12 protein-coding genes and 1 pseudogene are annotated in these 15121 nt (G+C 57.5%); 8 read left to right on the top strand and 5 right to left on the bottom strand.

Annotated elements, in window-relative coordinates:
* Window positions 1-138: 138 nt before the first annotated feature.
* Window positions 139-2514 (bottom strand): phosphoketolase, encoded by a 2376-nt coding sequence (locus SB725_RS25450; protein WP_410922753.1) that lies wholly within the window; start codon window positions 2512-2514, stop codon window positions 139-141.
* A gap of 259 nt (window positions 2515-2773) precedes the next feature.
* On the opposite strand from SB725_RS25450, the gene fnr reads away from it, so the two are divergent.
* Window positions 2774-3517 carry a fumarate/nitrate reduction transcriptional regulator Fnr gene (gene fnr / locus SB725_RS25445; RefSeq protein WP_027923594.1) on the top strand — a complete coding sequence of 248 codons (744 nt, stop codon included), beginning with the start codon at window positions 2774-2776 and terminating at the stop codon, window positions 3515-3517.
* 24 nt (window positions 3518-3541) lie between these two features.
* Window positions 3542-4525 carry a zinc-dependent alcohol dehydrogenase family protein gene (locus tag SB725_RS25440; RefSeq protein ID WP_410922752.1) on the top strand — a complete coding sequence of 328 codons (984 nt, stop codon included), beginning with the start codon at window positions 3542-3544 and terminating at the stop codon, window positions 4523-4525.
* On the opposite strand, the gene SB725_RS25435 is transcribed toward SB725_RS25440, so the two are convergent.
* Complete coding sequence (locus tag SB725_RS25435) at window positions 4515-5426, bottom strand: universal stress protein (RefSeq protein ID WP_027923592.1); 912 nt, start codon at window positions 5424-5426, stop codon at window positions 4515-4517. The two genes, SB725_RS25440 and SB725_RS25435, sit on opposite strands and share 11 nt — an antisense overlap.
* A gap of 223 nt (window positions 5427-5649) precedes the next feature.
* Between SB725_RS25435 and SB725_RS25430 the strand changes: the two genes are divergently transcribed.
* Window positions 5650-6213, top strand: coding sequence for a GNAT family N-acetyltransferase (locus SB725_RS25430; protein WP_194940225.1), 564 nt, complete (start codon window positions 5650-5652; stop codon window positions 6211-6213).
* Window positions 6214-6266: 53 nt separating this feature from the next.
* On the opposite strand, the gene SB725_RS25425 is transcribed toward SB725_RS25430, so the two are convergent.
* The gene (locus SB725_RS25425) at window positions 6267-7190 is read right to left on the bottom strand and encodes a universal stress protein (protein WP_059182775.1); all 924 of its coding nucleotides are present in this window, start codon (window positions 7188-7190) and stop codon (window positions 6267-6269) included.
* 73 nt (window positions 7191-7263) lie between these two features.
* On the opposite strand from SB725_RS25425, the gene SB725_RS25420 reads away from it, so the two are divergent.
* Complete coding sequence (locus SB725_RS25420) at window positions 7264-8250, top strand: diguanylate cyclase domain-containing protein (protein ID WP_256218391.1); 987 nt, start codon at window positions 7264-7266, stop codon at window positions 8248-8250.
* A gap of 47 nt (window positions 8251-8297) precedes the next feature.
* Here SB725_RS25420 and SB725_RS25415 read toward each other — a convergent pair whose 3' ends face one another.
* Complete coding sequence (locus tag SB725_RS25415; protein ID WP_410922751.1) at window positions 8298-8513, bottom strand: hypothetical protein; 216 nt, start codon at window positions 8511-8513, stop codon at window positions 8298-8300.
* A gap of 377 nt (window positions 8514-8890) precedes the next feature.
* Between SB725_RS25415 and SB725_RS25410 the strand changes: the two genes are divergently transcribed.
* Together SB725_RS25410 and SB725_RS25405 are read left to right on the top strand one after the other, a co-directional pair.
* Window positions 8891-9817 (top strand): universal stress protein, encoded by a 927-nt coding sequence (locus SB725_RS25410; RefSeq protein ID WP_194940227.1) that lies wholly within the window; start codon window positions 8891-8893, stop codon window positions 9815-9817.
* Between the two features lie 177 nt (window positions 9818-9994).
* Complete coding sequence (locus SB725_RS25405) at window positions 9995-11512, top strand: DUF2235 domain-containing protein (RefSeq protein ID WP_410922750.1); 1518 nt, start codon at window positions 9995-9997, stop codon at window positions 11510-11512.
* 140 nt (window positions 11513-11652) lie between these two features.
* Here the strand turns inward: SB725_RS25405 and SB725_RS25400 are convergent, their stop codons facing one another.
* Window positions 11653-12012 carry a DUF6124 family protein gene (locus SB725_RS25400; RefSeq protein ID WP_027923584.1) on the bottom strand — a complete coding sequence of 120 codons (360 nt, stop codon included), beginning with the start codon at window positions 12010-12012 and terminating at the stop codon, window positions 11653-11655.
* A gap of 685 nt (window positions 12013-12697) precedes the next feature.
* Here SB725_RS25400 and SB725_RS25395 point away from each other — a divergent pair.
* Together SB725_RS25395 and SB725_RS25390 are read left to right on the top strand one after the other, a co-directional pair.
* Window positions 12698-14230 carry a diguanylate cyclase gene (locus tag SB725_RS25395; RefSeq protein WP_256218388.1) on the top strand — a complete coding sequence of 511 codons (1533 nt, stop codon included), beginning with the start codon at window positions 12698-12700 and terminating at the stop codon, window positions 14228-14230.
* Window positions 14231-14743: 513 nt separating this feature from the next.
* Window positions 14744-14932, top strand: a pseudogene (locus SB725_RS25390) (aromatic alcohol reductase); the annotation flags it as partial.
* Between the last annotated feature and the right edge of the window lie 189 nt (window positions 14933-15121).

Here is a 15121-nt window from a genome sequence, read left to right as displayed (position 1 = left end):
AGTCAGGTGGGGGTTGAACGTCGCTTGCTGCCTGCTGCCCAGGCTCGCGGTGGCGTTTCGCTGGATCAGGCGCCAGCGTGACTTTAGAGTCCTCCTGCGGCACCTGCGTGACCTTGATTTAGATCAGCTCCCCCCACCTCAACCATCGGCCACAGGCGTCCACTGCCAATTCAGCACCTCGGGCATGTCTTGCCCGTGCTCGATGAGGTAGAGCTTGTGTTTTTCCATCGTCGACCAGTATCGCGACCGCGCGTTTTGCAGTTGATCATGCAGACGGGGAACTCGCTCGATGACGTCCAGCGCCAGTTGATAACGGTCCAGGTTATTGATCACGGCCATGTCGAACGGCGTCGTGGTCGCGCCCTCCTCCTTGAAGCCACGGACGTGGAAATTGTCATGATTAGTGCGTTTGTACAGCAGGCGGTGGATCAGCGCGGGGTACCCGTGGAAGGCAAAAATCACCGGTTTATCGACCGTAAACAGCTCATCAAACGCCGTGTCCGGCAAACCATGGGGATGCTGGAAGGAAGGCTGCAGCACCATCAGGTCGACCACATTGATCACCCTGACGCGCAAATCCGGAACGTACTCGCGCAACAAGGTGACTGCCGCCAGGGTTTCCAGGGTCGGCACGTCACCGGCGCAGGCCATCACCACGTCCGGGTCCTGATCATCCCGGCATGCCCAGTCCCAACGGCCGATCCCCGTCTGGCAATGTCGGATGGCCGCATCAATATCCAGCCACTGCCACTCCGGTTGTTTGCCGGCGACGATGACGTTGATGTAATTGCGGCTTTTCAGGCAGTGGTCAGCCACCGACAACAGGCAATTGGCATCGGGCGGCAGGTAGATCCGCACCACGTCTGACTTTTTATTCGCCACCAGATCGATGAACCCCGGATCCTGGTGGGAGAAGCCGTTATGGTCCTGACGCCAGACATGGGACGTCAGCAAGTAATTGAGCGAAGCAATGGGTTTGCGCCATGGCACTTCGGCAGCGGTTTTCAGCCATTTGGCATGCTGATTGACCATCGAATCGACGATATGGATGAACGCCTCGTAACAGGACAGCAAACCATGGCGACCTGTCAGCAAATAGCCTTCGAGCCAGCCCTCGCACACCTGCTCGCTGAGGATCTCCATGACCCGGCCATCGACCGACAGGTTCACATCGTCTGGTTCCAGCGGTTCCATCCAGGCCTTGGCGCTAACCTCGTAGACCGCATCCAGTCGGTTCGAGGCCGTTTCATCCGGGCCGAACAAACGAAAGTTTTTCGTTAACAGGTTGTTTTTCATCACATCGCGCAAAAACGTGCCCAGTACCCGCGTGGCCTCCGCGCGCAGGCTGCCAGGCTCCTCGAGCTTCACCGCATAGTCGGTGAACTGCGGCAGGTCCAGCGCCCGCAACAGCAAGCCACCGTTGGCGTGGGGATTGGCACTCATGCGTCGGTGGCCGGTGGGAGCCAGTGCAGCGATTTCGGGCTGCAAGGCGCCATTGGCATCAAACAGTTCATCCGGGCGGTAGCTGTTGAGCCATTCCTCCAGTTGCCGCAGATGAATCGGCTGCTGGAAATCGGCCAGAGGCACCTGATGCGCACGCCAGGTGCCTTCGACGTGAAGGCCATCGACGAATTTCGGGCCGGTCCAGCCTTTGGGGGTGCGCAACACCAACATGGGCCAAAGCGGCCGTTCTGGCGCTCCGGATTGCCGAGTCTGGCGCGCCTCGCGCTGAATCTCGCGGATTTTCAGCACCATCGTATCCAGCGTCCGGGCCAGGGCCTGATGCACCTGCGCCGGATCATCGCCCTCAACGAAATAAGGATCGTAGCCATAGCCATACATCAAGGCTGACAGTTCATCTTCACTGATTCTGGACAGCACCGTGGGGTTGGCGATTTTGTAGCCATTGAGGTGCAGGATCGGCAACACCGCCCCGTCACGTGCGGGGTTGAGGAACTTGTTGGAGTGCCAGCTGGCCGCCAGCGTACCGGTTTCCGCTTCGCCGTCTCCGATCACGCAAGCAACGATCAGTTCAGGGTTGTCGAAGGCGGCGCCGTAAGCGTGGGCCAGGCAATAACCCAGTTCGCCACCTTCATGGATCGAGCCCGGGATCTGTGCCGACACATGGCTGGAGATCCCGTACGGCCAGGAAAACTGCCGAAACAGACGAATCAGGCCGTTGGTATTGCGCTCCACCGACGGACGGAATTCGGTGTAGGTCCCCTCCAGATAGGTCTGCGCAACAACCGCAGGCCCACCGTGTCCGGGACCTGCGATAAAAAGCATGTTCAGGTCGTACTGGTTGATCAGGCGGTTAAGGTGGGTGTAGATCAGGTTAAGCCCCGGTGTTGTCCCCCAATGGCCCAGCAACCGAGGTTTGATGTGTGCCAGGGTCAGGGGCACCTTGAGCAAGGGGTTATCTTTGAGGTAGATCTGCCCGACAGCCAGGTAATTGGAAGCCCGCCAGTAGGCGTCCAGCCCTTCCAGTTGCTCATCATTCAGAAAATTACTCATGAAGTTCCCCGCCCATCGTCGGACCTGCCGATTGTCATGGGTCGATTCTGGGTGCCTGAAACGCTCAGGACTTGATTTACATCAAGTTTCAAAGTGGCGGCGCCAGTCAAGGTGCCGGAGGGCCCCCTGTATCTCGGCTCCCAATCCGCGCGGGGCATTCCCCATTCGTCGAATACCCCGCCATACCCCGCAATGAAATGCACGTGCGGGGCAGCACCACCTATGCTTAATGCACCCCACCCAGATGGCGTCGTTCCCCATGCCTGAAACCCGCCCACTTCAAATTCATCACCTCAAGGCAGCGTGCTCCAACTGCAGTGTGCTGGAGCTGTGTCTGCCAATCGGTTTGAGCGGCCCGGAAGTCGAACGCCTTGATACCCTGATCGTGCAACGATTCAAGGTAAAAAAGGGGACAGCGTTGTACCGCACGGGAGATCCCCTGCTTTCGCTTTACGCGGTCCGCATCGGCTCATTCAAAACCAGCATGCTGTCAGTGGATGGGCGTGAACAGGTCACTGGCTTTCACATTCCGGGCGAGATGCTCGGTCTGGATGCCATCAGTGCCGACGAACACGCCTGTAATGCGTTTGCCCTCGAGGACAGCGAAGTGTGTCCCATCCACTTTGCGCAGCTAGAGAAACTCGCCCAAAACCTGCCGTCGCTGCAGCACAACCTCAACAGGCTGCTGAGCCGTGAAATCGTGCGTGATCACTCCATGCTGATGCTGATGGGCAACATGAACTCGGATGAGCGGCTGGCAGCCTTTTTACTGAACCTGTCGCAGCGCTTCAGTATCCGTGGCTATTCATCCAGGGACTTCGTTCTGAAAATGCGCCGCGAAGAAATCGGCTCCTACCTGGGGTTGCGGCTGGAAACCATCTGCCGGGGCATTGCTCACCTTCGGGATCAAGGTTTGGTGGAAATCGCCGGCCGAGAGGTAAAGATCCTGGACCTGGAAGGGCTCAAGCAACTCGTCGCCGGTTGTCACCGTCCCCAGCGCTGACACTTGCACGTCTGGAGAAACATCATGCGTGCCATGGTGCTACAGGTTGCCGGCGCGCCCTTGCAACGGGAAGACCGCCCCATCCCGATACCCGCCGCCCACCAACTATTAATCAAAGTCCTGGCTTGCGGGGTCTGCCGCACCGATCTGCATCTGGTTGACGGGGAATTACCGCAAGCCATACTGCCGCGGGTGCCGGGTCATGAAATCGTCGGTGAAGTCACTGCAGTGGGCGCTGACGTCGCGCCCGACTGGATCGGCAAGCGGGTGGGCGTACCGTGGCTTGGCTGGACGTGTGGTCAGTGTGCGTTCTGCACCTCAGGCCAGGAAAATCTTTGCGATAAGGCGCAATTCACCGGATGTCATCTGGACGGTGGTTACGCCGAATACACCGTCGCCGACAGGCGTTTCTGCTTCCCGATTCCCGACAGTCTCTCGGACATTCAAGCGGCACCGCTGCTGTGTGCCGGGCTGATCGGCTTTCGGGCGTTACAGATGGCCAAAGGAGCACGTCACCTGGGCCTTTATGGTTTCGGGGCGGCAGCGCATCTGGCAATCCAGGTGGCGCGAGGCCGAGGGCAGAAGGTGTATGCCTTCACTCGACCAGATGACCACGAAGGCCAGGACTATGCCCGATCCTTGGGTGCCGAGTGGGCGGGGGCATCGGATCAACCACCGCCGCACTTGCTTGATGCCAGCCTGATTTTTGCGCCTGTCGGTGCGCTGGTGCCGCTGGCCCTGGCCACGACCATCAAGGGCGGATGCGTGATATGCGCCGGTATTCACATGAGCGACATCCCGGCGTTCCCCTATCGTCTGCTGTGGGGCGAACGCAGCATTCGCTCAGTAGCCAACCTGACCCGCAACGACGGCACGGCATTTTTTCAGGAGCTGCAACACACGTCCGTGCATTGCGACGTCACCCGCTTTGCCCTGGACGATGCCAACCAGGCACTGGAATGCTTGCGGGCCGGTCAGTTCAATGGCGCCATCGTGCTCACACCTTGACGCCCTGCCGGACCGCCAGAATGCTGCCCGGCACCGAATACAGCGCCCGTTCGGTGTTACTGCCGATCAAGCGGTCAATCCCCACTCGGTGCACAGTGCCCATCACCACCACATCCGCCAGGTATTGCTCGACAAATTCACTGATCACCGGCACCGGCAGGCCCATCACGAAATGCCGCCGCTCAGGCGGCACGCCGTAGCGATCCGCCAGGGTGACAAACGCCAGGTGCAAGGATTCACGCAGTTCCTCGATGTAGTCCACACCCCAGCCCCCCCCGGACAGTGGCGCATCACCATTGAAGGCGGGCGACAAATCGTAGGCATATAGCAGGTGCAACGGGGCGTCGCATTGCAGGGCCAGGGCATTGGCCGTCTGGATGATGGTGTCGTTCAGTCCGCTGATTTGAGTCGAGGGATCAAACGGGTCCACAGCGGCCACGACCCGGTGCGGCAAGCTGTAACGAACCTGATTGACCAGATGCACGGGAACCGGGCATTCGCGCAGTAGATGACAATCGAGTGGAGTAATGAACACTCGCTTGAGGACCGGCTCCAGGATGACATCCTTGATCACCAGGTCGGGCTTGAGTTCTTCAACCGTTTTCAGGATATCCAGCAATGGATGGGTCGTGAAGATCACTTCCACCGTGACATCCAGCCCTTGGCCACCCAGCTGCTCCACCTCATCCGCCACCCAGCGACGATAGCGGCGCAAGTAGCGCTGATACCCGGCGTCGTCCGTTTTCTCTTCCCACAAATGCACGATCGGCGCCGGCTCGACAAAGGCCCGCACATCCAGCGCCGCCCCGCTCACCTTGGCCAGCGCGACGGCGCGCAGCAAGGCGGGAGATTGATGCAGGGTTTGGTCGGCAATCAGCAGCAAACGATGAAATTGACCCATCACACACCTCCGCTCGACTCCGGTCGTTAAGCGCCGGTTGCTCCAAGACTGCGCTCGGCACCCTCCCTCCCGTTGATTTACATCAAACACACGTCAATCAGCGCCCCACATTACGGGCATCTGATCCAGATCAGGTTTGACCGCTGCCAACGGCGTAGAAAGGAATGAGCCGTGCGGTTCGTCACCGCGCGCACACTGTACAAACCGGATGGAGGATCTCCCCATGCTTACCGTCAAAGACCACAACGAACGGGCTGCAGCGGCTTACGCCGCGGTCCTCGGGCAATACTGGATCGAAGCGCTCAAGGACGGCCGGCATGTATTGATCCGGCCGCTGGCAGAAAAAGACCGCGACCGTGAATACGCGTTTATCAAGCGACTGTCGCCCGAATCCCGGCACATGCGTTTTCTCGCACAGATCAACGAGCCTGGCACTGCGATGCTCGATCAGTTGATGGACACCGATAACAAAAAGCGCGTCGCCTACATCGCGCTGGTTCACGAAAACGGCCAATTGATCGAGATCGGTATCAGCCGTTACGCCGCCACCGATGAGCATGAATGTGAATGCGCCGTGACGGTCGCCGACGACTGGAAGCACCTGGGGCTGGGGACGTTGCTGATGGAGCACCTGATCAAGACGGCGCGCAAAAACGGCTTTCGCCAGATGTATTCGGTGGACGCCGCCAGCAATACATCGATGCGCGACCTGGCCCGGACACTGGGCTTCGATACACACAATGACCCCGATGACGCCCGTCAGGTGATTCACCGCCTCTGCTTGTAAACAAGCGCCCCACGATGTGCAGGCCAACGGCACATCGTGGGGCGCTTTGGCACTCAGGATTGCAACGCCCTGCCCGGTTTTATCGCCAGCACACTGCAGGGGGCCCGGTGCAAGAGCTGTTCGGCGGTAGTCCCCAACAATTTGTTCAACCCATAATGCTGCACCGTCCCCATGACAATGATGTCCGTATGATGCTCGGCGACAAAATCACAAATACTCGTCAGCGGTGACCCCTCGATGAAATGCCGATCCTGCGGTGGCACGCCATGTCGCTCGGCGATGGCTGCAAACGCTTCGTGCTGCGCCGCCCCCAGGGCTTCATAGATCCCCGTGGCCATGGGCAGTGCGCCAAAGCCAATGTCCTGGGCATAGATTGCCGTCCAGTCGTACACATGCACCAGATCAAGCCGGGCATCACACAGGGCGGCAAGCTTGGCGGCTGCGTCAATGATCTGGTCATTGAATACATGGTCCTGGTCTTCACTGCGCAAGACATCGATGATCGCCAGCACATTGCGGGGGCGTGGATGGACGGCATTGGTCACCAGATGCACCGGCACCGGACAATCGCGCAGAAGCTGCCAATCCAGTGGCGTGAAAAACACGCGCTTCAATGCCGACTCTTCCTGGGCATCCTTGATAATCAGTACCAGTGGCATCTCGTTGACGTAGTGCAAAACCTCCTCATAAGGGTGCTGTACCCACACCACCTCACTGGTGACCTCCACGCCCTGTTGGCTCATCGACGCGGCTTGCTCCGCGAGCCATTGCCGATGGCTTTGCAGATAACCATCACGGGCGAGACTCATTTGCTCAGAGGCAAACAGACCGGCCACCGCCAAAGCTTGCAAATAATCGAACGCGACGATGTGCAACGGCAATTGCATGGCCAGTGCCAGCGCGGCGGCACGGTCGAAAGCCGGTGTACGGGTCATGGCTGGGGGGGCAATTAACAGTAAACGCTGAGTCTGCGACATGGGGCACCTCGGTACACGGCCATCAGGATAGAGATAACAGGCATCCAGATTGAGCGTTCCTGCCGCGGCTGACTTGATCTTGATCAACCGCCCCCCTTTCCCTTCGGCCTACCCTGAATTGGGGCTTAACGCATCAATGGCGGTATCGGAGGGGGCAATGATCGAATATGACCAGCAGTTGTTGGTAAGAGCATTGGACGCTGCGACAAATCCGGTATTGATCACCGAGCGCACGGGCTGCATCGTCTGGATCAATAAGGCGTTCTGCCTCTTGAGTGGCTATTCAAAGCCCGAGCTGGTCGGGAAAACCCCGCACCTGCTTTCTTCGGGACGACAAAGCACCACCTTTTATCGGGACCTGTGGCTGACGATCCTGGCGGGGCTGACCTGGCAGGGAGAGATGGTCGAGCGACGCAAGGACGGAGGTCATTGCACTGTCAATCAGGTCATCACCCCAGTAATTGACGATCAGGGGGTGGTGACGCACTTCATCGCCATTTTGCACAACTTCAAAGTGAGGGATGAGGAACGCGCGAATATGCAGCAACTGGCGTTTCACGACACCTTGACCGGGTTGCCTAACCGCAGATTGTTTCTGAATCTGCTTGAACAGGCGATGGAACACGCCACGACATTCCAACAGTCGCTGGCCCTGATGTTTATCGATCTGGATCGCTTCAAGTCCATCAACGACACGTTGGGACACGGCTGTGGCGACAAGCTGCTGATAGCGGTTGCCGAACGCCTGGGCCGGTCCGTGCGCAGGTCCGATGTCGTCTCCCGCTTGAGCGGCGACGAGTTTGCGATTCTGATCACGGGGGTGGATCAACGGGACCAGATCGAGGCCTTGGCCAATAATCTGATTGCCGCGATTGATCAGCCATTCATGATCGATAAACATCATATAGAAACGCGCATTAGCGTCGGCATCAGCCTGTTTCCCGCTGATGGTGTCAGCGCCGAGGCATTGCTTGAGCAAGCCGACAACGCGATGTACCACGCCAAAAAAACCGGCGGCAATGCCTGTCGCTTCAGTGGCCTGACCCCGTCCTCTGATTAAACGTTCAAGACAACAAGTTGTCTGCCCACGGGTGAACAGCGCCAGGACTACTCAATGGTCGTCGCCAAATGGCTACCCCGTGCCTCCCGTTTAAATACCTGTTGGGCAGCGGTGTCTGGCCATTTATGCGGCGCGTTGATCCGTGCCTTGAGTTGACCAACGAACGCCTGAGCTTCCTCTTGGCGGTTGAAGTTCACTTCCAGGTTATCCAGGTGCACGACCCAACGATGGGTCGTCCGTTTTTCTGTAATCGCAATGATCATAAACACCTCCCGTCGACCTCGAGAATCACCCATCCGTCATCACGGTGTTATCGCAATCTCCAACACACCTGTCCCGCCGGTGTGCCAACAAATCATGGCCATGACGAATGCCCCCGGCCATGTCGTGCGATGGAGTCGGGCACTGACGCAAGACTGCACCTGGGTGGCGGAACGGAAATTGATAATGGTCAATACTTTGTGAAAGGCCGCCTGTGATTGACCGCGCGTCAGGCGCTGAAACCGGTCAACCGTCTCTTTGACAAAGATCAAACCCACCCCCCCTCTCCAGCAGCAGGATAAGAACCAGGCCTTACGGCCCAAACGCACGGTCGACATTGAGTGCAAGGGTTTCTGCGATGACCTACGGGAGAATTGTCATGTCTGAGCAATCACGTTTCATGCTGGTCGTTTCGCCGCTGATGGAAAACAGCCCCGCTTTCGACCGGGCCGCAGCATTGGCCAAGGCTGCGGGGGCCGCCTTGCATATCGTGGCGTTCGACTACCTGGAGGGACTGGCGACCGCCGGTCTGGTCAACGAACAAGCGCTGGAGCAGATGCGCCTGGGCTATGTCGAGCGTCATCGCCAATGGCTCGAAGACCAAGCCCGGCCCTTGCGTAAAATCGGCGTGCACGTCACCACGGAGGTGGTCTGGGTAGAAAAACCTCTGAAAGAAATCCTCATTCACCTCAAAGAACAGCCGATGGCGGTACTGATCAAGGCGCTGGAGCATGAATCGCTGCTGTCACGCCTGATGTTCACGCCACTGGATATCCATCTGCTGCGCGAATGCCCGGTGCCGCTGCATTTTGTCAGCAATGTGCAGCACGCGCTGCCGCGAAGAATCCTCGTCGCGGTCGACCCGTTCCATCGTGACGGTCAATACGTGGGTTTCAACGACAGGATTCTGCGCGAAGCCTCGAAACTGGCGAGCATCTGTAACGCTGAGCTCGATGTGATCTATGCCCATGACCTTTCCTCCATCAGCGCTAACGAATTCGGCTTTGATAATGCCTCGGCGTTTTTCTCATCAGGCAAAGCCAAATCACTGTTCGATGCACAGGGCCAGACTTTCCGCGATCTGGCTGATCGCAATGGCATCCCGCCGGAGCGTCAGCACATGATCATGGGCGACCCGGCCAAGGTCCTCTCCAGTTATGCCGATGCTTATAGCATCGACGTCATCGTGATGGGCCGGGTCGGTCATCGTGGCATTGAGCGATTGGTCGGCAGTACGGTGGAACACCTGCTGTACAAAATGCCGTGTAGCGTGTGGGTCGTTTCGCCAGAGACGCTGGAGGACTGAGGCAGGGTTGTTGCCGCGTTTTAGGCTGGCACCGCTTGACGCCCAAGCGGTGCTGATCTTGAATCTTGTTTGCTGCCCTTTCCCCCCGACACGCCTGATACTGGCCAGCAGTCTGCAGCCAAACCCACCGTCGGGCTTCGTCAACCGGCACCTGCTTGCCGGGAAAAAGGATTTGCCATGACTAATCTGGTGATTTGCTGCGACGGCACCTGGAACACCCCCGACCAACTCGACCAAGGCATCCCCGCCCCCACCAACGTGGTGCGGCTTTACAACGCCGTAGCTGACAACGCCAAGGGCGTAGCACAAACCACCTACTATCACCCCGGTGTCGGCACCAATGGCAGTTGGTGGGATAAAGCCGTCGGCGGAGGCACCGGTGCCGGCCTTGATGACAACATCATGAGCGCCTACCAGAAGCTTTGTTACTGCTACCAGCCCGGCGACAACATCTTCCTGTTCGGCTTCAGCCGCGGCGCTTACACGGTGCGCAGCCTTGCCGGGTTCATTGGCCGCTGCGGGCTGTTGCAGATCGTCGGGTTACCACCCGCCGAGGTCTGGACGCGCATCCAGACCCTGCTCACCTACGGCTACCGGCGTAAAACCGAGGAGCGCAAAGACTGGGATGCGCAAGGTTGGCAGTTCCACAACAAGGCTGGCAATTCGATCCCCATTCGTTTCATTGGGGTCTGGGACACCGTCGGTGCGCTGGGCATCCCCGACGACATGGCATTGCTCAATCTGCTCGACAATCGCGAACGCTACACCTTCCACGACACCACGCTGCACCCCTCGGTCAAGTACGCCCGCCACGCGTTGGCGATGGACGAACGCCGCGCCTCGTTCCAGCCGACGCTGTGGAGCAAGCCGCCGGCGGGCACCGACCTCCAGCAAATCTGGTTCCCCGGCGTGCATTCAGACGTCGGCGGTGGCTACCAGAACTGCGGCCTGGCCAATGGCGCGTTGAAGTGGATGATTGATGAGGCGAGCGCGGCCGGACTGATTTTTGACCCCAATATTGTCAAGCAGATCAAGCCAGACCTATACGACACCCTGCACGACTCCTGTGATGGCGTGTTCACTGTGCTGCCGACTCAACCCCGCAGCGTGGCCGACATGAGCTCACAACAGACGTTGTTCCACACATCGGCACTGGACCGGCAGAAAGTCCCCCCCATCACCCAATCGCCCTACCGCAAAGCGCGCTTGCTGGCACCGCCTAACCCGCTGGTACTGGACATCTCCGCCCGCCAGCCGTGGAACGAAACCGGCCTGTGGCTCAACGCTGGCACCACGTACACCTTTAGCGCCAGCGGTGAGTGGCTGGACGCCTCGATCGTTTGCGACCCGGCCGGGCCAGTGAGCAAGCATTTTCAACCCAGCGAACTGGCCTACGTGGCCGGCGCGGCATTGGGCAAACTGGAAACCTGGTACAGCAAGCTGTTCAACAACAGCGACGCAAACTTTTACTTCACCCGCCGCCACGAGAATTACCCTTGGTTCAGTCTCGTCGGCGCAATCGCCAACAGCGAGGGTGTCGACGCCAAAGGCGTCCTGTTGAAACCGGAAACCTTCCTCATCGGCCACGGCTGCACGTACACGCCGAAGCGTTCGGGGTATCTCTATGCCTATGCCAATGACGCGTGGAATTGCTATGGGAATAACAAGGGGCATGTGGCGTTGACGATTCAGTAGTCCATGGCTGATCACCGGGTTATTGCGAGGGGGTGAAATGCATGAAGCCCCGCCCCCTCAGAGGGGACGGGGCTTCTGACTGCACACCCTGCTGAAACAACGAATAACCTGTGGCAAGTTCCTTCGTCACAAAACAGCGGTCACACAGCTGGCTCAATCTTATCCAGCACTCCATTCGCCGTGATCTCTGCCACCATGATGCTGTTGGAAATGCCCAGCAGCGCGTAGCGCGCCTCCCCCTCCAGATGATCCACCAAGTGGTGGACCATCACATCAAGCGAAGCCAGTGTCTCGACCAAAAAAACCGCCAGGGTTTCGGCTGTGGCTTTCGGGTCCACGGAAAATAGCGTGCTGCGTGTTCGCGGGGTGGCTTTGATGTCGGCGTTCGACGGGAAGTGGACGTTGAGGGCGCGTTCGGCGGCCTCGTTGAGCTTTTTTGAATCGGGTTCGTACGGGGACACTGGATCGGTGTCTGGTGGATTGGGGGTTACCTTGAACATGGTGAAACTCCTAGAGAAATGGAGCTGCCACGATTCGCTGCGAAACGAAAAATAAGGTGGCAACTGTACGCGGGTTCGCAGACCAGGACTCTAGGAACCCGGCAGACCCGAAGGTCTCCCACGCACAGCCGCCATGACATGACATGAGGGACAGACCTGACGAAGCATCTGTTCATGGACGTAGACGTTGTGCGTCTAGAGATTACCCGGGCTGCGAAACCCGATCACTGATGGGCAGTGACACGAGTCAAGTTACCGAGAGGCCCAAAAGCGCACAAGCCGGCGGATTCTGGCGTACCCGTAGGCAAAGGCACAAGGTTTTGTAGCTTTCAGGACGTAACCTTGAGGGTGCTTAAACATAAGCTCTCAAGTGTTGTTGAATGGGCTGACACGTACTTCCTACGGAGGGTGAAAGAGGTAGCAATGTTGTCTCTTGAATCAATCGGTAATCGGCCAAAAGCAGTCGGTCGAGAAAGATCCAGAAAAGCGGGTTGCGCGACTTTGCCATTTGCCAGCTTGGGCATGCCTGAGCGCAGCCAAACTGGCTGCCGTATGCCTATCGACCGAAGCCTGCTGAGGGTCGGCCAAGGTGTCCTTATAAAGATAACGACGGGCGTGCCGATACTGCAAAAGTACTCCAAGTCACTGCACGCTGTTGTTGGCGATGAGCAAGGAACACAAAATGATGTCTACTCGTCAGAACGCACTCAAAGCATCAGACGTGACCCTTTGCGGTCTGGTGTGCCTGGCTGGGGTCGCCGTCACGTTCTTGGTGCTGATTCTGTTCGTAGGGTCAGAGAAACGTACCGTTAGCGTTGCTTTTCAACTGGAGGTCGACGAAAGATTCAGTCGCCTGCAACGACGCTTTAATACTCAGGTCTTGAAACTAGACGTTGTAAGGCGTTTCTTTATCAACGCCGACGATGTCACTGAAAAGGAGTTTCTGGGATTCGTTACGCCTCTAGTGGAAGAGGACGAAGCCTATAGCTGGGTACCAAGGATTCTCGAGAAGGATCTCCAAGCGTTTCGCGCTAAGGCGCTTCTCAATGGCACCCGTGATTTTTCATACCATGAAATTAATCCCGTCACCGGCGAAAAAGTCCCCCTCGCCAGCCGGCCTGAACACTGGATATTGCTCTACTTATTGAAGCGCGACGACGTAAAGATAATACCGGGCATGGATGTTCTGGCTCGCCCCGGTCGCCAAGCCTTGATGAGCAAGGCACGAGAAACACGTCAAATAGTTGTGTCGGAACCGTTGAAAATGACCAATGGGCAGTCGGGGATTTTCTTTGTCGCACCTGTATTCCAGGAGTCCCCTGAGGTTCCATTGAACGATGATAATTTGCAGGGGTTCGTTGTCTCCACCGTACGCTTGGCTTCGTTGATGGAACAAGGCATTCCATTACCAAGTCTGCAACGACTGAACGTGACACTTTCATTGATCGACACACAGCATCAAGGGGAAAACATTTATCAGAGCATTGCCCCTGCGGCCCCTTCAGCGCTGTACGCGCAGCGGCTACTGAAAGTAGCCGACCAAAATTACTTGATCCAGTTTAGACCCAGCCCAACATTTCTGGTCGCCAACAGCTACGCACTGTCCATCAGCCTAATTATCGTGTTCGGAGCTGGGTTGACGCTGCTGCTGACCTTGATGGTGTACTTGCTGATTACGCAGCGCGCCCGCGCCCTCTCGCTGGTTGATGAACGCACGAAAGACTTGCGGTTGTTGAACATTACCGATCACCTGACCGGAGTCTATAACCGCCGATACTTCGAAGAGTTGATGGAGCGCCTGCTCATCGAGGCTAACGTGCAATACCGCCCTCTGTCGCTGATCATGTTTGACGTCGATCACTTCAAACACATCAACGACCGCTGGGGCCATCAGTGTGGTGATAACGTTTTGAAGTCGTTGTGCACACGAATACGTTCGGCAACGCGCAAAACCGATCTGCTGTGCAGAACAGGCGGAGAAGAGTTTGCATTGATCTGCCCGGATAGCCAACTGAACGATACAAGGCTACTGGCAGAAAAGCTTCGAGCTCTAATAAGCAACCTGCCATTTGATGATATTGGACAGGCGACGTGTAGCTTCGGCGTTGCCACGTGGATTCCATCAGAATCGTTTGACGCCTTCATTCGGCGCGCTGATACCGCGATGTACAGTGCTAAATCAAGTGGTAGAGATCAAGTCCAACTTGCCGATATGTAGCAGGTCGGCTACCCGGATGTCACGGCGAAAAAGCCAAAACTCGATAGCTTCGCAGCCGCGCTCTGCGTTCAGGTCATCGTCCCATTGTCCAGCACGCCCCCTGGTAATGACCGGCAGAAGACGACCCAAATCAGTCCTTCGGGGAAGGGCTGAAATCGGCCGATTTCTGTTGAAAACAATCGGATTCTCAGCTCGCCTGAACTCAAGCATCATCACCGCCAGAGAGTCTACTCACCACTTGAGTGATTTCTCAGCTCTTCGTTGACCTTTGCTGCTCTGCTATTGGGTTAGTTTGAGTTTTTTTGCTTAGTGCAGGCGCACTTATCCCGTGACCGGTGGCCCTTGAGATGTAAATTTGGCCAGCCGGCGACATGAACTCATCGGTCGCGCCACTCATGCCACGTAGTCGCAAGCGATCCAATTTCAGGAAGCGCTTGAGGTGGGCAAACAACCGATCATTGTCTGGGTGCTCTCGACTTCTGCGGTTCGATGAGCCGGTGTGGGCTTCACCTCCAAATCGTCTACCTTGCTGGCGACACCGTAACGTATGAGCAGGTGGCGGGCATCCTCGAACGAGTGCCGGGACGTCCATTCAAACGTAACGTCTGGATGGTTGCGCACTTGATCCGGAAACTGGAAAAAGACCCCACTCATCACATCAAAAAGTACCGCGCAGTGTGCGCACAAGGCAAAGGCGTGGCCTGCTCCCTGCGACATACCAAACTATCGGGTATTTATCCGCGCAGTAAACCTCACGCCCCTTACCTCCCCGCTAATCACTCCTGCTTATATAAGTACACGGGCACATGAAATAACTCGTTTCATACTTGAAACAAATCCGCCATGTTCCGGCGTTCGGCGTTACTGAACCAAGCATCCTCCCTTTCGCAG

It is taken from the genome of Pseudomonas sp. SIMBA_041 (assembly GCF_046535095.1).
GTDB lineage: Bacteria > Pseudomonadota > Gammaproteobacteria > Pseudomonadales > Pseudomonadaceae > Aquipseudomonas > Aquipseudomonas mucoides.
Note: the sequence above shows the minus strand (reverse complement) of the source record. Positions and strands in the feature narration are given on the sequence as shown.